Annotated in this window: 15 protein-coding genes; 8 read left to right on the plus strand and 7 right to left on the minus strand. The window is 61.2% G+C overall.

Going from position 1 to position 18,806, the window contains the following annotated elements:
- Positions 1-128 precede the first annotated feature (128 nt).
- From GRI91_RS13225 to qhpR, 6 genes are all read right to left on the minus strand, one after another.
- A complete protein-coding gene (locus GRI91_RS13225; RefSeq protein WP_160737178.1) occupies positions 129-941 on the minus strand; it encodes a DJ-1/PfpI family protein in 813 nt (270 codons plus the stop codon).
- Positions 938-3,139 (minus strand): TonB-dependent siderophore receptor, encoded by a 2,202-nt coding sequence (locus GRI91_RS13230; protein WP_160737179.1) that lies wholly within the window; start codon positions 3,137-3,139, stop codon positions 938-940. Before GRI91_RS13230 ends, GRI91_RS13225 begins: the two co-directional genes overlap by 4 nt.
- Positions 3,087-3,743 (minus strand): SCO family protein, encoded by a 657-nt coding sequence (locus GRI91_RS13235; RefSeq protein WP_237437892.1) that lies wholly within the window; start codon positions 3,741-3,743, stop codon positions 3,087-3,089. Before GRI91_RS13235 ends, GRI91_RS13230 begins: the two co-directional genes overlap by 53 nt.
- A complete protein-coding gene (locus GRI91_RS13240) occupies positions 3,736-4,281 on the minus strand; it encodes a copper chaperone PCu(A)C (RefSeq protein ID WP_160737180.1) in 546 nt (181 codons plus the stop codon). Before GRI91_RS13240 ends, GRI91_RS13235 begins: the two co-directional genes overlap by 8 nt.
- Positions 4,282-4,355: 74 nt before the next feature.
- A complete protein-coding gene (locus tag GRI91_RS13245) occupies positions 4,356-4,769 on the minus strand; it encodes a DUF2946 family protein (RefSeq protein WP_160737181.1) in 414 nt (137 codons plus the stop codon).
- Between the two features lie 196 nt (positions 4,770-4,965).
- Positions 4,966-5,973: an AraC-like transcriptional regulator QhpR gene (gene qhpR, locus GRI91_RS13250; protein WP_160737182.1), complete on the minus strand. Its 1,008-nt coding sequence runs from the start codon at positions 5,971-5,973 to the stop codon at positions 4,966-4,968.
- Between the two features lie 362 nt (positions 5,974-6,335).
- Here qhpR and GRI91_RS13255 point away from each other — a divergent pair, with 362 nt between their 5' ends.
- The 8 genes from GRI91_RS13255 to GRI91_RS13290 all read left to right on the plus strand — a co-directional run bounded on the left by GRI91_RS13255 (position 6,336) and on the right by GRI91_RS13290 (position 18,102).
- On the plus strand, positions 6,336-8,693 hold the full coding sequence (locus tag GRI91_RS13255) for a TonB-dependent receptor (RefSeq protein ID WP_160737183.1): 2,358 nt from the start codon (positions 6,336-6,338) through the stop codon (positions 8,691-8,693).
- 31 nt (positions 8,694-8,724) lie between these two features.
- Positions 8,725-10,470, plus strand: coding sequence for an amidohydrolase (locus GRI91_RS13260; RefSeq protein WP_160737184.1), 1,746 nt, complete (start codon positions 8,725-8,727; stop codon positions 10,468-10,470).
- A gap of 52 nt (positions 10,471-10,522) precedes the next feature.
- Positions 10,523-12,217, plus strand: coding sequence for an amidohydrolase (locus GRI91_RS13265; protein WP_160737185.1), 1,695 nt, complete (start codon positions 10,523-10,525; stop codon positions 12,215-12,217).
- Between the two features lie 105 nt (positions 12,218-12,322).
- A complete protein-coding gene (locus tag GRI91_RS13270) occupies positions 12,323-13,564 on the plus strand; it encodes an MFS transporter (RefSeq protein ID WP_160737186.1) in 1,242 nt (413 codons plus the stop codon).
- Positions 13,565-13,609: 45 nt separating this feature from the next.
- Positions 13,610-14,761, plus strand: a complete 1,152-nt coding sequence (locus tag GRI91_RS13275) for an ornithine cyclodeaminase family protein (RefSeq protein WP_160737187.1) — start codon at positions 13,610-13,612, stop codon at positions 14,759-14,761.
- A gap of 12 nt (positions 14,762-14,773) precedes the next feature.
- Positions 14,774-15,196 (plus strand): RidA family protein, encoded by a 423-nt coding sequence (locus GRI91_RS13280; protein WP_160737188.1) that lies wholly within the window; start codon positions 14,774-14,776, stop codon positions 15,194-15,196.
- Positions 15,196-16,500 carry an NAD(P)/FAD-dependent oxidoreductase gene (locus GRI91_RS13285; RefSeq protein ID WP_160737189.1) on the plus strand — a complete coding sequence of 435 codons (1,305 nt, stop codon included), beginning with the start codon at positions 15,196-15,198 and terminating at the stop codon, positions 16,498-16,500. Before GRI91_RS13280 ends, GRI91_RS13285 begins: the two co-directional genes overlap by 1 nt.
- A gap of 153 nt (positions 16,501-16,653) precedes the next feature.
- Positions 16,654-18,102 carry an aldehyde dehydrogenase family protein gene (locus GRI91_RS13290; protein WP_202385594.1) on the plus strand — a complete coding sequence of 483 codons (1,449 nt, stop codon included), beginning with the start codon at positions 16,654-16,656 and terminating at the stop codon, positions 18,100-18,102.
- Between the two features lie 123 nt (positions 18,103-18,225).
- Here the strand turns inward: GRI91_RS13290 and GRI91_RS13295 are convergent, their stop codons facing one another.
- Positions 18,226-18,663 (minus strand): winged helix DNA-binding protein, encoded by a 438-nt coding sequence (locus tag GRI91_RS13295; protein ID WP_160737190.1) that lies wholly within the window; start codon positions 18,661-18,663, stop codon positions 18,226-18,228.
- Positions 18,664-18,806: the final 143 nt, after the last annotated feature.

An 18,806-nucleotide genomic window follows, 5' to 3' on the forward strand; every position in this document is an offset into this window, starting at 1 on the left:
ACCCTGCCAGTCTCACTCTCATCTCAATGCCTCTGTCCTCGAGGCAATGATCAAACACCCATTGCGCGTCCGCGACAAGTGGATATCGCCCCCCGGCTGACGCGAAACCTCGAGGACCAGTCCGGAAGCTATCCCGCCAGATTTAACCGGGTCGCCGCCTCCTCTACCGCGCTGAGGGTCTGCGCCTGCATCCATGGAGTGGCTGCGCGAAATGCTGCCACGAGTTCGGGTCCCGCCCCTTCCGGCGTTCCCGCGTTGAAAGGTGGCGCTGGTGCATATTCAAGGACGAGTTGCACCCTCTTGGCGGTCTCCTCGTCGACAAGCCTGGCAACGAGGGTGAGGCCAAAATCGAGGCCCGCCGTCGCCCCGCCACCGGTCATGCGGTTGCGATCGATGACCACCCTGTCATCCACGTAGTTCGCGCCCAGCCTGGGCAGCAGGTGCGTGACCGTCCAGTTCGACGTCGCGTCATATCCCCGCAGCAGCCCGGCTGCGCCGAGCAGCAGGCTGCCGGTGCATACGCTCGTGACCCACTTGGCCCGCTCACCCGTGCGGCGCACGAAATCGAGCGTTTCCGCATCCCGCATCGCATCGACCGTGCCCATCGTGCCACCGGGCACGAACAGCACGTCGATGTCGTCAGGCACGTCGGCAAACGTGTGCGTTGGAGCAATAGGTATGCCAAGCTCGGTATCAACCGGGTCCATATTCTTGCCCACGAGCATGATATTGGCCCGGGCAATCTTGAAGGCGGTCATCGGATTGATGAGGTCCATCGCGACCATGCGCGGAAACACCAGCATCGCGATTGTCGGCGCATCTTCGGGAATGGGCGGCATCTTGCCCGTGGCATCATGGGCGAGCGCAGCTGGCGAGCCTACCGTGCCGGCAGCACCGGCGAGAGCAGCAAGGGCGAGGATCTGGCGTCGGTCTAGATTCATCGGTCGTCTCCGAAACGGTAGGCCAGGCTTATCGTAGCGCGGCGCAGATTGGCGGCATAACACGTCCCGGCTGACGGGCAGGCCGAAACATAGTGCTTGTCGAACAGGTTGGAGAAATTGGCCCCAAGCCGGAAATTGGCGAAGTCATAATGCAGCGCTGCGTCGAACACCGTCGCGGCAGGCACCACCAGCGTGTTCGCTGCATCGGCGTAGCTGCTCCCCGTGTGCCTGACCCCCAGGCCGAAGCCGAACCCCGGCAGGAAGCTGCTTTCAGGCAGCGTGTAGTCAACAAAGGCCGCAGCGGCGAACTCGGGAGTGGCTGGCGGGTCGAGCCCGATCAGGGCCGGATCGCCTTCGCGGTTCTCTATATCGAATGCCGTCAGCGCGGCCGTGATGTTCAGCGTTTCCAGCGGGTGCGCTTGCACCTCAATCTCGCCCCCGCGCGAGCGGACAAGCCCAGCCTGGCTCTGGTTGCGCGGGAAATCCGGCACCGGATTGGCAACGAGAACCCCGTCGCGCTCGATCGAGAACAGCGAAGCGGTCGCGAGCAGCGGGAAGCTGTCCGCCTGATACTTGATGCCCGCTTCCCATGCTTCGCCGGTTTCAGGGCTATAGGCCTCCCCGCTTGCCTGATCGATCCCGAAGACAGGCGTGAACGAGGTGGAATAGCTGACGAAGGGCGCAAGGCCAGCTGCGGTGAGGTAACTGATCCCTGCACGGTAGGTCGTCTTCTCACTGTCCTGGCGCGTCGCCGCGCCGCCATTGCTTGTGCTGGTGGAGCCAATCCAGTCATGCCGCACCGACAGCAGCCCCGTCAGCCCGCCCAGCGTCAGCCGATCCTGCAGATACACGCCCGTTCGGTCGAGCTTCTGCGCAGTGGCGTTTGGCGTTCCGAGCGCGGGCAGCGCGATGTCGTAAACCGGCGCGAACACATCCAGCCGGGGTGCGCTGCCCGAGGCTTGCGCGCTCTCGGTCTGCGACCACGCATAATCCACACCGCCAAGCAGGGTGTGTTCCACCGCACCGGTTGCGAAGCGTCCGTCGAGGTGATTGTCGATGGTGACATTGTCGAGATGGGCATCCTGCCGCGAATTCCCGCGCGTGATGAACACATTGCCCCCCTCAATCACGGGGTTGCCGCGGAACTGGCCGTACAGACCGGCGTAGATCAGGTCGATTTCCGCATAGCGCCCGTTGGAGACGAAGCGAACCGCGTCGGAGAGGTTCGTCTCCAGGGTGTAGCCCGCCTCGTACTGGTCACGGTCGTAGCGGTCCACGCTCGGGTCGGAGAGGAACAGGTCGGTCGGTATTCGCCGCCCATCGGGCAAGGGCGTTACGAAACCCTCATAGGGCAGGAAACCGGTCGGACGCTGCGAGCGGTCGCGGGTGTAGCTGCCGCGCAGCGTCAAAGTGGTGCCGGGCAGCGGTGTCCAGCCGAGCGCCAGCGCACCGAATGTGCGGTTGTCTTCGGCCAGCTCGACCTGCGTGTCGCCCCGGCGAACCAGCCCGTTCGCGCGGATAGCCAGCGTGTCCGACAGCGGCGCTCCCATATCGGCAGAGCCATAGACGCTGCCATATTCGTCAGCACCGATCTCGAACGCCGCGAGCTTGCGCCCATCGGGCTGCTTGCTGACGATGTTGACGATACCCCCGGCGCTGCCACCGCCATAGAGGACGGAAGACGGGCCTTTCAGCACTTCCAGCCGACCGATGCCCTCCGCCGGAGTGGTCCACGACAGGAACGCGCCCGAATTGGTCAGCACCAGCCCGTCTTTGTACAGATTCTCGTTCCTGAAGCCCCGGATCTGATAATATTCGATCCGCGTGTCGCTACCGAAACTCTGCGAGCGCACGCCGGAGGTGTAGTTCAATGCCTCGGCCACGGCGCGCAGATTCAGCGCATCGATGAAATCGTCCTCCACCACGGAGATTGCCTGCGGCGTGGTCAGAATATCGCCGCCATCCTTATTGGCAGATACGATCTCACCGCCGACGAAGCTCTCGCCGGTCACGATGATTGTCGTTCGCTGTTCGATATCGTCCTCGGGCGGCGGCGCGGTCTGCGCATTTGCCGGTGTCGCCAGGATGCTGGTGGCAAAAAGCGATGCGATAAGAGCCTGTTTCAGTACACTGTGTCTTTCAGGATCAGCCGACCAGGCGTCGCAGCTTGGCGAGCGAGGTTTCGGGATTTTCGTCATAGGCGATGGTCGACTGGAGCTTGCCGTCGGCATCCATCAGGTAGACCGAGGCCGTGTGGTCGATGGTGTAATCGTCGCCTTCGACGGGCACCTTCTGGTAGAAGGCGCGGTAGGCCTTGGTGGCCCTGATTATCTCTTCTTCCGATCCGGTCAGGCCGATGATCGGCGTACCGAACAGGTCGACATACCGGCCAACATCCTCCGGACTGTCATGGCCCGGGTCGACCGAGACGAAAACGATCTGGAACTTGTCGCCGTCCTCGCCCATCTGCTTACGCAGCCTGGCGAGGCTGGCCAGCGTCGTCGGACACACATCGGGGCAGCGGGTATAGCCGAAGAAGATTGCAAAAGGCTTTCCCTTCAGCGTCTGGTCGGTGACAGTCGAACCATCCGCAGCGGTGAGCGAGAACGGCCCGCCGACCGAGTCAGCATAACTGGCCGGCAGGTCGGAGCTGGCCTGCTGTCCGGGGCCGAACAGCGCGAACAGCCCGATCCCGGCCGCCAGTGCCACGAACAGCCAGACGATCATGCGGAAGGTTTTCTGGCCCGCTTCACGCTGCTCCGGCGTCTGCTCTTCCTCTAGTTCTGGAAACGGATCAGTCATCACTGCCTCCCGCTTCGTTCGGGCCCTGCGAGCCGACCGGCTCGACCGCGAGTTCCACCTCGACCGGACCGGCTTTCGCGAAGGTGAGCGTCAGCGGAACGGTCTCGCCCTGTTCAAGCGGGTGCTTGAGACCCATCAGCATGATGTGAAAGCTGCCGGGCCTCAGCGTGACTGTGCCACCTGCGGGGATTTCCAGCCCGTCCTGCAACTGGCGCATGCGCATCACGCCACCGGTCATGTCGACCGTATGGACCTGTACGTCGCCCGCCACCGGGGTCGATCCGCCGATCAGACGGTCCGAGCCGGGGCCGGTGTTCGCAATCGTCATGAATGCCCCGCCCGCATCCTGCCCCTCGGCGGTTTCGCGCGACCATGAGGCGGTGATGGCAATCTCGCTGGTGGCGCTTTCGCTTGCCGTGTTATCGGGTTGGGTTTCGGAGCTGCACGCCCCGATCGAAAGGATCAGCGCAGCCGTGCCAACAGCGGCAATGCCCGCGTGAATTCTCCGCCCCAGCGGGCGGGTCGTCTTGAATTGCATTTTCTATACTCCGACAGACCGGCACGCGCAGCTCTGGCGCGCGTCGGCTGGACCGACAAATCAGGCTTGGATTGTCAGGTGCTGAGCGGAGGTCCGCGCAGCGGCGGCCGAAGGTGAGAGAAGTGCGTCAAGCGCTCGCGCCGCACTGGCGCCAGCCCAATCAGGACTATGAAAACGAAGGCCAGCACAAGAAGGAAAGCATCGGCGCCGCTGTCGGCAATCTTCGCCAGACCGGAAAAGGCGCAATGCTCCACCTTCTTCATGCCATCTGTGTGCTTGCCGGTCGGTTCCTTTGCAGGAATGGCCATCTGTATCCGCTGCAGGCCATTGGCTGGATCGGAACAGATCGTAACCGTCAATGACGTGTCGCCGGAGGAGGATGAGAGCATGAAGCCCGCAGGGATCATCGCCCGGATCAAAAACGCCAGCAAGAAAAGCGCCAAGGCGAGATTGCGATGGTTTCGAATCGAGGCGCGCAGCGGTTGCATCTGTCATGCGCCTTAGAATGTGATCACCAAATTGTCAGCTGATCATCCAGAGAAAGTGGCGACGACCAGGAGTTGGTGCTGGTTGGCAGATGTCTGCGTTGAGACATCTGGGCGATATCGCCCTGTTCGGTACCGAGGCCCAAAATCGGTACGCCCCCACTCTGCGCAGAGTGATCCTATCCAGGCTCGCTCACCATCAATTTATACATTTGTTCAGGTTTCTGCGGAAGGCGTCGGGCGATATGCCGCTCCAACGTGCGAAGGCGCGTGAAAAAGTGCTGTGCTCGGAATAGCCCAGTCTTAGCGCGATCTCGGTAAGCGAGAGATCCGGTTTGGTGCGAAATTCGAACACCGCCTGCCGCATGCGGCACTCATCGAGCACTTGCTGGTATGTCGCCCCCTCGATCGATAGTTTCCGGCGCATGCTGCGACCTGACAAGCCTACCTGCCTGGCTACTTCGTCTTGCTGGACAGCCGAACGGCCAAGGTCGCGAAACACGAGGGTCGCAATACGTTCTGACAAGGGCTGATAACGCCGATGCGCCGCCAGGCTGGAATTTATCTCGCTACGGGAAAGACTATCGGAGCGAGGTATGAGTTTTGCATCCATGAAGGCGGTGGGGAAACGCAGCGTATTGCTTTCCGCACCAAACGAACAGGGCGCATTGACGACCTTGTTGATGTTCCCGATCATCTCGTTTTGCTGGGTCTCGAACATGAATTCGATACCTTCCCAGTCGTCGCCAATTCCCGAACGCATGATCTTTGCGGCAAGCCCGAGGCTGAACATCGCATCATGATGGCGTGGCCAGATATTGGGATCGAGAATGCGGTAATTCAGGTGGGTAAACTGCTCGTCGACTTCCAGGCTTATGTCGGTAAAGTTTTGCAGGAGTTCAAAGTAGTTCACAAAATGCCGCAAGGCACCGCCTACACTTTTCGAAGTCTGGATAAGTTTGCCGAGCTCCCCCATCGAGGACATGCTGTAGTTCAATCCCACCAGCCATGGGATGGCAACATTGCGGGTCTCGCGGACGATTGCCTCAGAGAAATTGACAAACTCGCTGAGCGGGGTCGGCCTGGCCCGCTCACTTCGTGGTGGAATGGTTCGAATCGTCGGCACTTGTTCAAGCGAAATCGAATTCGCTTTCAGCCACTTGGTCCATCCGTCAAAGGCAGATGACCGCACGTTCGCAATAAGCATTTACTCACGAGCCCCCCGAGATTGAAACGGTTCCGGCAAGTCGACCTTACCCATCAACCAGATGATTATTGGAACCTCTCCCCTCCCCAAGGGTGCCACGAATCATCGCATAGTCAATTGTGCAAATTGATGACGTTTTGCGAGATGAAGTGCTTTTGTGACGCCGGAGATCTTGCGTCGGGTCGGCAAATTCTATCGCATTCCCCTTACTCAGCGCCGCTTTAGCGGATTCTTCTTTTGCATAGCCATCCTGGCGGGTCTGCGAATTCGAAATCGAACTTGGCCTAATCTGCCAAGCCTTTCCCCACGAATTCACCCCTTTCTATGCAAATCTTGCAACAGCGACGTGGGGAAACGAAATAATGAAACGTGACGCAATAAAAGCCGCACTCCTTCTTTCCGGCGGCCTCGCCGCATTCACCACGCCCGCTGCAGCGCAACAGGCAAGAGAAACTGAGATGCAGGAGGATCGGCCGGGGCAGATCATCGTTACGGCGCGTCGCACCGAAGAAACGGTTTCCGATGTTCCGATCAGTATCGCTGCATACAGCCAGGAGTCGCTGGACGAACAGGGCGTCCGCAACGTTGACGACATTGCGAACATCACCCCCGGCGTCACCCTGACGCGCGGTGACCAGCGCAATGCAGGGGCCGCCAACATCGCCATTCGCGGCATTTCGTCGACCGCTGGTTCGGCCACGACCGGCATCTACATCGACGATACGCCGATCCAGATCCGCAATATCGGCTTCAGCGCATTCACGCCATTTCCTGCGGTTTTCGACCTCCAGCGCGTAGAGGTTCTGCGCGGACCGCAAGGTACGCTCTTCGGAGCTGGTTCGCAGGGCGGCACGGTGCGCTTCATCACGCAGCAGCCGGACCTCAACTATGTCAAAGGATACGGGCGCACGGAACTCGCCTTCACCGAAGGCGGCGATCCTTCCTATGAAATGGGCGCCGCTGTCAGCGTGCCGCTTGTCGAAGGGCGGCTAGCAGCGCGAGCGAGTGGCTATTTCCGCCGCGATGGGGGCTACATTGACCGGGTAAACTACATCAACGGCAATATGGTCGACAAAAATGCAAATCACTCCGACACGGCCGTTATTCAGGCGGCTCTCGCGTTTGAGGCGACCGAGAATCTGACCATCAGGCCGTCGATTTTCTATCAGGATATCGACATCGCCGATGGGAACTACTTTTGGGAAACACTGACCGATCAGAGCGCCGGCGATTTCCGCAATGGCAACGCGCTTGCCAATACGAGCAGCGATCGTCTGCTGCTCCCGGCAGTGGCGATCGAACTCGACCTGGGCGATGTCTCGGTCTTTTCGAACACCTCCTACTTTGACCGTGATCAGAGCGCGGTGAACGATTACACCGTCTTCGAGGCCTCGCTCTGGGCAGGAAACCCCTTCTTTCCCGAGGGCTATTACGCTCCAGCTTTTCAGAACAACCAGCAGAAAAACTTTACGCAGGAGCTTCGCCTCCAGTCGAACGATCCGGATTCACGCCTTCAGTGGGTGATCGGGGCGTTCTATTCGAGGAACAAGCAGGTTGCCTCGCAGCTGGTGCAGAACACGTTTCTGCCACAGCTTATCCAGGACAATTTCGGAATTACGGTTGAACAATTCTTCGGTCAGGGCCTGATCGATGGCAAATACTCCTTCGTGCTGGACGATGCGCGTTCGACGGACGAGCAGATCGCCGGCTTCGGCCAGGTCGATTTCCAGATTACGGATCGGCTTGCCCTCAGCGCCGGCCTTCGTGTGAGCAAGACCGACTTTGACGTAAGGGCGCAATTTGTCGGGCCTGTCGTCGGCCCACCGGTTGACGATACGGGCTCGCAAAGTGAAACCCCGGTCACGCCGCGTTTCGGCATTACGTTCGAGCCGGACGACGATAATCTGCTCTATGCGACTGCCGCCAAGGGCTTCCGCATCGGGGGATACAACGCGGCGGTCGGCGTGCCTTGCGGTGTTTCGCCAGGTGCCCCCATTCCGGGAACGCCACTGGGCAATATCGGCCTCAGCAACCGCCCCGAACTGTACGATTCAGATTCGGTGTGGAGCTATGAGGTTGGCTCGAAGAACAGCCTGTTCGGCAATCGCCTCAATATTGAATCGAGCGCTTTCCTGATCAAGTGGGACAATATTCAGCAGAGTGTGGCGCTCTCCTGCGGCTTTTCTTTCACCGACAACCTCGGCTCAGCCACGAGCAAGGGTTTCGATGTGGCCTTTAACGCTGCAGTTACCGGCGGCCTGACATTCGGTGGTCAGGTTGGTTATGTCGATGCGAATTTTGACGAGACAGTGCGTTCAGGTCCGTCTGCCCCGCTGAACCTGGTGACCGACGGCAACGCAATCGCGCTCAACCCCTGGCAGGTCAGTCTGTATGGCCAGAAGGAATTCAATATCGCCGATAAAGAAGGCTATCTGCGCTTCGACTACCGGTTCCAGAGCAAGCAAACAGATGCCACGGCCGGGCGCGATCCGCGCAATGGCGGTGCTGACCTGACTTTACCCGGCCGCCCGGAATTGCATCTGCTGTCGCTGCGAACCGGCGTGAAGACAGATATCCTCGACGTCTCGCTGTTTGTGAACAACGTCTTCAACACGCACAAAACCCTGTTCCGCCAGCACGATACCCAGACATCGCCGCTCTATCGGGCGACGACTGTGCGGCCGCGCACGGCAGGTATCACGCTTACGGCCCGGTATTGAGTGGCAAGACCATAGAAAGCGAATGAACGATATGAAAAATATACATTATCTCGCCGGAACTGCTCTTGCGTTGATTGCCAGTTCGGCCATCGCCCATGATCGCGATGATCTGGCTCCAGCTGCCGCAACGGAACTCTATTACAACGCGCAGGTCTATACGCCCGGCGGCTGGGAAGAGGCGATGGCCGTGGCCGATGGTGTGATCGTCGCGGTGGGGTCCAACGACGAGGTGGCGCAGCATGCCAATGCGGCCACCCGGCGCATGGATATGGATGGCCAGACGCTGCTTCCGGGCCTTCATGATGCGCACGTCCATGCGCTTTTTGCGGGCATGGAGCAGTTTGCCTGCGGGTTCGAGCCGGGGGCCAGCCCCGACCGCATAGCCGCGCGGGTCGCCGAGTGTGCGGCGGACGCGGAGCCGGGCGCATGGATCACGGGCGGCAACTGGGTCGCCGCAGTGTTCGAGGACGGGCAGCAAAACAAGGCGTTCCTCGATGCTGTCGCGCCGAACAATCCCGTTGTTCTGGTCGATGAATCGCATCACAGTTCGTGGGCGAACTCGATGGCGCTCGAGCTTGCCGGGGTGGATCGCAACACGCCCAATCCGCCCAATGGCGTGATCGATCGCGATGCCAATGGCGAGCCGACCGGGCTGCTGCGCGAGGCTGCCGAGCAGCTCCTCGCCGCGAGCATGCCGCCAGCGAGCGTGGCCGAGCGCGAGCGTGCGCTTCGTCTGTCGACCACGCAGATGCTTTCCTACGGGATCACCTCGTTCAACGATGCCGGCATTACCGGCGAGAACATCGGCATATTCGCCGATCTCGCCCAGCGCGGCGAGCTCAAGCAGCGTGTCACCGGGTGCATCCGGTGGGCGGCACCGGGTATCGAGGGGCATGACGCGAGCATCGCCCTGATCGACAACCGCGCGTTCTACGAAAAAGGGCGCTTCAATTCCGACTGTGTGAAGATCGTGCTCGATGGCGTGCCCACCGAAAGCCACACGGCGGCGATGTTGCGGCCCTATATCGACAATCCGAACGCCCATGCCGACGGCCCGAGCACCGGCCTGCTGATGGTTCCGCAGGACGCTCTGAACACGGCGGTTGCCGATTTCGATCGGCAGGGCTTGCTGGTCAAGTTCCACGCCGCTGGCGATGCCGCAGTCCGCTCGGCAATCGACGCGGTTTCCTACGCCCGGCAGACCAACGGTGCCGGCGGGCCGATGCATGACGTGGGCCATAACAGCTTTGTCGATCCCGCCGATATTCCGCGTGTGCGCGATGTTCAGATGACCTGGGAGTTCTCGCCCTACATCTGGTATCCCACGCCGATCGCAGATCAGGACATTCGCCGCGCTGTGGGGGATAAACGGATGGAGCGCTGGATTCCCATTCGCGATGCGGTGGAAACGGGCGCCCTGGTGGTGGCCGGTTCCGACTGGTCGGTGGTGCCTTCGGTTAACCCGTGGCTGGCGATTGAGACCATGGTGACACGGCAAGTGCCGGGCGGCAGCGCAGAAATGCTCGGCGCCAGCCAGCGGATAGACCTGCCAACGGCGTTCCAGATCTTCACCGCCAACGGGGCGGCGCAGCTTGGCGAACGGGCCGAATGGGGCTCGCTCGAACCGGGAATGCGGGCCGACTTTATCGTCACCGAAACCAACCCGTTCGAGGTTCCGATCACCCAGCTACACAACACCAAGGTGTCGCGGACCTACATCGAGGGTGAGCTGGTATATGATGCCGACAATCCCCCGCCCCTGACCGCTCACCCATAATCACCGCCGAAGCGGCAAAGCCAATCTCAAGATCTGACAGAGGAAATTTGAAATGCGCGCAGCAATCCTATCAACGATAGCCCTAGCGGCTTTTTCCGCACCCGCTGCGGCACAGTTCAATGAACCCAACGAGTATCCGCCGGTAGAGGCTGATCTGGTGATCGAGGATGCACGCATCTACACCCCTGATGGCTGGGCCTCCACCATGGCGGTGGCTGATGGCGTGATCGTGGCGGTTGGCGATGCAGAGGATGTGGCGCCGCACATGGCCGCCTCGACCCAGACGCTCGATCTGAACGGCCGCATGGTGATGCCGGGCCTCCACGACATGCACGTCCACCCGATGGGTGCGGGGATGGCGCAGAAGGACTGCAGGGTCCCGCAGGGATCGGCCCTTGATGCGGCCTTGGCCGTCATTAGCGAGTGCGCCGCCAAGGCGGAGGCAGGGCACTGGATCACCGGCGGCGGCTATGACAACAACTCGCTCGGAGTTGCGCCGACGCGGCAGTTGCTGGACGAGGTCTCGCCGGACAATCCGATTATCCTGCGCGACATCAGCGGCCACAGCGCCTGGGCGAACTCCCGCGCGCTGGCCATAGCCGAGATTGATGCCAACACCCCCGATCCCGCCGGCGGTATCATTGAGCGCGACAGCTCTGGCGAGCCCACGGGCGTCCTGCGCGAAGCGGCTGCCATGCTCGTTTCTGTCCGTATCCCGGAAGCGACGGTCGAGGAGGCGAGCGAAGCGCTTTCCTGGGCAGTGAACGAAATGATGTCTTACGGGATCACGGCCTTTGACGATGCTGGCGTCGCCGAGACGTCTGCTCGCGCCTATGACCTGCTGGCTGACACAGGACGGCTTCCGATCAGGGCGCGTGGATGCCTGTGGGGCCGCGATATGTCGCTGATCGACCGGCATATGGAATTTGCGCGCGACAATTTCTCGCCGACCTGCGTCAAGCTGATGCTCGATGGCGTGCCAACCGATGGCCATACCGCCGCGATGGTCGATCCCTATGTAGATTCCGGGCACTCCGATCATGATCAGACCGCGCGCGAACGCGGCTTGCTGATGATCCCGCCCGCCGAGGTTAACGCACTGGTCGCCGATCTGGACCGCCGCGGCTTCACGGTGAAGTTCCATGCCGCAGGCGATGCCGCAGTGCGCGCTGGGCTTGATGCCATCGAATATGCCCGGCAGCAGAACGGCTTCTCTGGCCAGTACCATAATGTCGGCCACAACAGCTTTGTCCAGATGAGCGATATCGAACGTGCGCGCGGCATCTTCGCCACCTTCGAATTCTCGCCCTACATCTGGTATCCCAACCCGATCATCGGCGACATTCGCAGGGCTGTCGGCGAAGAACGGATGAAGCGCTGGATCCCGGTCAAGGATGCGATTGATGCGGGCGCGCTGGTCGTCCCCGGTTCGGACTGGAGCGTGGTCCCTTCGGTCAATCCATGGCTGGCCATCGAGACGCTGGTCACCCGGCAGGTGCCCGGCGGCGGGGGCGAAGTTCTTGGCGCACAGGAACGCATTACCCTGAAACAAGCGGTGGACATGTTCACACGCAATTCCGCCCAGCAGATGAATTTCGGCCATGCGACGGGCACGATCGAAGAAGGCAAACTGGCTGACATCATCGTCCTCGACCGGAATATCTTCGAAGTTCCGATCACCAGCGTCCATGATACCAAGGTGCTCATGAGCATGGTCGGTGGCGAAGTCGTCTATCAGGCCGATTGAGGACGCGCCATGCAGCGGCGACATTCCGGCTTAGGGCATGTCCCCGCATTCCGGAACGCCGCTGCAAGCGGCAAATCGGGTAGATTGAACGTGGGAGAAATGACAATGTCGGACGCCGCCGAACCCGCAGGAAAGCCTGCCCAGCCGACTGTATCCAATCCGGTAGATCGGCCCTCCGCTGCCTTGGCGATAGGCGCGATTTCGGGTTCGGGAGCGCTTATCGTGAGTGCTGCGCCGGTGGTCGTCGGGGCGCTGGATAGTGCCTTCGGGTTCGAACAATCGCAGCTTGGCGATATCATCTTTGCCTACAATGCCGGCTTTACGCTGCTGGTGGTGGCCGCACTGCTGTTCATCCGCCATCTGCACTGGCGGCGAACAGCTTTCATAGCGAGCGCGCTGGTGGCAGGCGGCTTTCTGGTGCTTCCCATGCTTTCGTCCTTTGCCTCCGTAGCCGCACTGTTCGGAGCGATCGGGATTGCCGCTGGCATGCTCTACGCCCTCGGCATGACGATCGCAGGCGACAGTGACAATGCCGACCGCGCCTTCGGACTGAAGCTGGGAATGGAATCAGTGCCCAGCGTGCTGATGCTGTTCTTCATCCCGGCTGTCGCCTTGCCGCTTGGCGGCTTGCAGGCGGCTGCCGTGACTTTTGCGGTCCTGTTCGTGGTGCTTGGCCTGATCGCCACATGGCTGCCTGCGCGTGCCTTGTCAGTGGACGAAGACCTCGATGTGGAAGCGGCACTCCATCACGATGCCCCCGCAGCCATGCCCGGCGGCAAGCCGACCAGCGCGGCGCAATCGCTGCTGGCCTTAGGGGCGAGCATCATCTTTGTTGCAGGTATCGCAGCCTCCTGGTCGTTCCTCGAACTCATCGCGGGCCAGAAGGGCTTTTCGGCCGGGACGACCGGACTGGTCCTCTCAATCGGTTTTGGGGTCGCAGCGCTGGGAGGCTTCATCGCCGCCGCAATCGGCACGCGCTTTGGCAGGATCGTTCCGATGGCGGGCGTCTTCCTGTTTCAGGCTGCGGGCCTAGCCCTGATCGGCTGGTCACACGACATCACTGTCTTCACGATCGGCACCTTCCTGCTGCTCAGCACCATCAATTTCGGCCTCGCTTTCCTGTTCGGGCTGAGCGCCGAGCTGGATGCCTCGGGGCGCTTCGTGGTCCTGTCCGCCACGACCCTTTCGGTCGGCGGGGGGATCGGCCCGGCCATCGGGGGGCGTCTCATCCAGTTCGGCGGGCTGGAGAATGTCTTGATGTTTTCGGTCGGCTGTTCAGCGCTGACACTCGCTATTTTCACCGGCGTCGCGCGGGCTCATCGAGCACGTGTCCTTATAGCTTCCTGAATTACCATAATCGCATGCCCTGAGCATGGTCTGGAGAAGAGTCCTATGCCCGAAAATGAAGCATCGTCCACGCGGATCGATTTCATCTATCTCAACGAGGAGCAGATGATTGAAGCCGGTGTGACCGACATGGCCGCTTGCGTCGATGCAATGGAAGAGATGTTCGGACTGCTTTACCAAGGCGACTATCGCATGCCCGGCGCAAATAACAGTTCGCACGGGTCGATGATCGTCTTCCCGGAGGACAGCCCGTTTCCGACCATGCCCAAGCCCACGGCAGACCGCCGCTTCATGGCCATGCCTGCCTATCTCGGGGGCAATTTCGGCACCACCGGCGTTAAATGGTACGGGTCAAATATAGCCAATAAAGACAAGGGTTTACCGCGATCCATCCTGATGTTCATCCTGAACGACACGGAAACCGGCGCGCCGCTGGCTTTCATGTCGGCCAATCTGCTTTCGGCCTATCGTACAGGGGCCATTCCGGGAGTGGGTGCGCGGCATCTTGCGCGCCCGGATTCGCGCGTAGTCGGCATTTGCGGCCCCGGCGTGATGGCACGCACCTCGCTGTCGGCATTCATGGCGACCTGCCCGCTGATCGACACCCTCAAGGTCAAGGGGCGCGGCGCGAAGAGCCTCGATGCCTTCACTGACTGGGTTGAGGAGACGTTTCCGCAGATCACCACGATCGAACGCGTCGCGACCGACGAGGAAGTGGTGCGCGGCTGCGATATCGTCAGCTTCTGTCAGGCCAGCGAGACCGGCAATATCGACCTCTATCCCAAGATCGAGCGCGAGTGGGTGAGCCCCGGCACGTTCTTCGCGATGCCCGCCGCCAGCAACTTCACCGATGGCCTGCATGGCCCGGAGATCCGCAAAGTGTTCGACAACACCGGGCTCTACGAAGCGTGGATGGAGGAAATGCCGCGCCCTGCCCATGAGATCATTCCCCTTGCGGGCGTGCAGTGGCTCGACCTTGTCGACCAGGGCAAGCTGTCGAAGGACGGACTGGAGGACCTCGGCGCGATTGTCAGCGGCGTGACGCCGGGCCGCAGGAACGACGAAGAAATCATCATCCTGTCGGTCGGCGGTATGCCGGTCGAGGACGTAGCCTGGGGCACCAAGCTCTATCGCAATGCCATAGAGCGCGGGATCGGCACGAAACTGAACCTGTGGGACGCTCCGGCCCTGCGCTGAGGAAGACAAAAAATGACAGAAATCACCAAACTCTCGACCGGGTCACCAACCGAACAGCACGGGGCCTATTCGCGCTGTGTTGCGGTGGACGACTGGATTTTCGTGTCGAATACGGCGGGCCGCAATCCAGAGACGAAGACAATCCCGGAAGATCTCGCCGAGCAGACCAATCAGGTTCTCGACAATATCGAACGGGCGCTGCAAGCGGTCGGCGCCTCGCTGGCCGACGTGATCTCGGCCAAGGTGTTCGTTCAAAAGCCCGAAGACTTCATGGAAGTCGTCACTGCCTATGGCAACCGGATGCGCGGTGTTGACCCGGCGCTGACGCTGACTTGTCCGCCGCTCGGGCTGGAGGAATACAAGGTGGAAATCGAAGTGACGGCCTATCGCGGCGCAGGCGCGGCAGACGTTTCGCGGCTGTTGCTTGGTGCGTGATGGAGGGACAGCCGCCTCAGGTCGACCCGGTCGCAACTTCTGCTGAATTGCCGGCGGAGACCAAAGTCGTGGTCATTGGCGGCGGTATCGTCGGCCTGACCGCCGCGCTTACCCTTGCCGAACGCGGGGTGCCCGTCACTGTCCTTGAAAAAGGACGGCTTGCGGGCGAGCAGTCTTCACGCAACCTCGGCTGGGTCCGCAAGACCAACCGCGCCGCACTGGACCTGCCACTCTCGATAGAATCCGATCGCCTATGGATTGAAATGCCGCAGCGCCTGGGCGCGGATGTTGGCTTTCGCCAATGCGGCATTCTGTTCGCCGCACGCGATGCGGCCGAACTGGCACCCTACGAGGCTTGGCACGAGGCGGTCGGGCGCCATCATACCGACTCCCGGATCGTCAGCGGCCGCGAGATCGCGGAGCTTGTGCCGGGCGGGCAGGAGCAGTGGACGGGGGGCATCTACACCGCTTCCGACGCCAAGGCAGAACCGACCAAGGCATCGAGCGCCATTGCCAGGTCGGCCATGGCCAAGGGCGCGGTTATCCTCGAAAACTGTGCTGCGCGGGTGCTGGAAACCTCCGGCGGCAGGGTCTCCGGCGTGGTGACCGAACGCGGCGAGATTGCTTGCGAACAGGTTATCCTCGCAGGCGGGCTCTGGTCGCGCAGGTTTCTCGCCAATCTCGGCGTGAGCTATCACATGCTGCCCCTGACGATTTCCGTGCTGCGGACGGCCCCGATGGAAGGCCCTGCGGACATTGCCACGGGCGCTGCCAACTTCTCCTTCCGCAAGGATTACACCGGCGGCTACACCATCATGCACCGCGCCGGACTGGTCGCCCCGATCACGTTGGACAGTTTCCTGCTCGGATCGAAATATCTGTCGTCGCTCAAGGCCTATTGGAAGGCCATGCGGATCGAGTTCGGGCAAGAGCTGCTGGCCGATATCAGGACTCCCCGGCGCTGGCAGGGCTCCGACGTTTCGCCCTTCGAGCAGACCCGCACCAAGAACCCCGAATTTAGCCTAAGCATCAATGCCGAGGCGATGCGCCATCTTGCCGCCGCCTGGCCCGCATTTGCGGGGGCGCCCATAGCGGCAAACTGGGCAGGCATGATCGACATGACACCGGACTCGATGCCGGTGATCGACAATCTCGAAGCAGTACCCGGTCTTACGGTCGCCAGCGGCTTTTCCGGCCATGGCTTCGGGTCTTCCCCCGCGGCCGGACAGCTGGCGGCTGATCTTGCGACCGGCGCGCCGCCAATTGTTGACCCGGGCCCTTACCGTTATGGCCGCTTCACCTGATCGGGCGATGCGTCAGGCCTCGACCACATCCCGCTCGATCGCGCCCCATGTCGGGCTCTACGGGCCAATCAACGCACAGGAGATCGTGGAGCGCCGTCCTCGACAAGAGCAAGGTCTCGCGCGCGGTACAGAAGACGGGAAATCCCGCAGAAAATGTCTGATAACAAGGAGTTGGGTGTGATGGTGGCAGAAACATATACGATGTGGATCGATGGCGCAGCTATCGGGGCGAAGGAAACGCGCGAGGTTCACGATCCCGCAAATGGCGAGCTGATCGGCCTGGCGCCGGTGGGCACGGCAACCGATGTCGACCGCGCCGTCTCCGCCGCAATGCGGGCACAGGCCGATTGGGGCAGCCAGCCCGACGAGGTTCGCGCCGAGACCTGCCGCAAGCTGGCCGGTGTCATCACCCAGAACAGCGGCGAACTTGCACGCCTTCTGACCCGTGAACAAGGCAAGCCGCTGAAGGGCATCGGTTCCGAATTCGAGCTGAGTGGATGCGCGGCATGGTTGGGGGCGACCGCCGAAATGTCGTTGCCGGTCAAGGTGATCCAGGATGACGAAGCGGCGCGTGTCGAGCAGCACTATGTGCCAGTCGGCGTGGTCGGCTCCATCACCCCGTGGAACTGGCCGCTCCTGATCGCGATCTGGCACATTGCCCCCGCGATCCGGGCGGGCAACGCCGTGGTCATCAAGCCTTCACCCTATACCACGCTCTCCACGCTGCGGATGGTTGAGCTGCTGGCGCGTGAACTTCCCGATGGCTTGCTCAGCGTGGTGGCCGATGGCCCGGGCGTTGGCGAAGCGATGACGACACATCCCGATATCGACAAGATCATGTTCACCGGATCCACCGCGACCGGCAAGAAGATCATGGCCGCCGCTGCTCCGACGCTGAAAAAGCTGACGCTGGAAATGGGCGGCAATGACGCTGGCATCGTTTTGCCCGATGTCGATGCGAAGGCCGTGGCCGAGGGAATTTTCTGGGGTGCTTTCCTCAACAACGGCCAGACCTGCGCTGCGCTCAAGCGGCTTTATGTCCACGACGATGTCTATGACGAGGTTTGCGCGGCGCTGACCGAACTCGCGAATGCGGTCCCGATGGGGGAAGGCCTTGATGAGAACAACGTGCTCGGCCCGGTGCAGAATGCAATGCAGTTCGAGAAAGTCTCCCGGCTCGCGGCGGCGGCTCCCGAGGAAGGCGGCCGGGTGCTGACAGGCGGTTCCGCGCGCGGCAGGACAGGGTTCTTCTTCCCGATCACGCTGATCGCCGATGCGAAAGAAGGCATGGCCTGCGTGGACGAGGAGCAATTCGGCCCGCTGCTGCCGATCATCCGTTTCACCGATGTCGACGATGCGATCCGGCAGGCGAACAGCCTCGATGTCGACCTTGCGGCTTCGGTCTGGACAAAAGACATCGATCAGGGCCGAGAAATTGCCGAGCGGCTGGTCGCCGGTACTATATACGTCAACAAGCATGGCGAAGTGGCACCGCATATTCCCTTCGGCGGTGCCCGCTATTCAAGCATGGGCGTGGAATTTGGTATCGAGGGTCTGGCGGCCTGTGCGAACATCAAGATCTATAATTTTGCAAAGGCGTAGTGGCGGAGCATTTTAAACGCCTGATCGAACAGCAGCAGAAAATAACCCGCATCCTGCCTTATGCCGCATTGAGCCATCGGACCTCGAAAGCGAGGGGTATCCGATGGCTCGACAGGCACACCATCACATCGTAGCGACCGCTCTCGTCGCCTGATTATAGTGGCTGGCCAGCAGCTGTAACTGGCGCGCGCTGTCTGACAGCTGCTCCGGTTCAAGTGAACTTTCGCCGATGATTTCGACGAGGAGCTGCTCGCGAAGATCGCGGTAGGCATCGCACCACGCGATGCCCTCCTCGCTAATGCCAACGATCTTCTCTTTTCCGGCCTTTTCAACGTGGACCAGATTGGCCTTTTGCAGCTTGCCCACCGCGTAATTGGCAAGATGCGCATCCTCGATCTGCAAGATGAGCAGGATATCCATGAAACGCTTCGGCTTGTCGCGATGGCGCACGGTATGAAGAATGAGCACTTCCAAGGGCGTTAATTGCGCCCCGGCAGCAATGGCGCAGCGCACGATCCAGCGGTTATAAGCCTGCGCGACGAGGGAAATGGCGAACTCCATTTCGGAAAGCTCCGGCAATTCACTTTCGGCGAGATGCGCTGAAGCCAATATCGGGGTGCGTGGTTTTGTCTGCATGGGAGCATGCTGTGCCCAATCGCACGTCCATCTGCAATTCTTTTATACTGTAAAACCAATGCTCACGT

Source organism: Altericroceibacterium endophyticum (genome assembly GCF_009827595.1).
GTDB lineage: Bacteria > Pseudomonadota > Alphaproteobacteria > Sphingomonadales > Sphingomonadaceae > Altericroceibacterium > Altericroceibacterium endophyticum.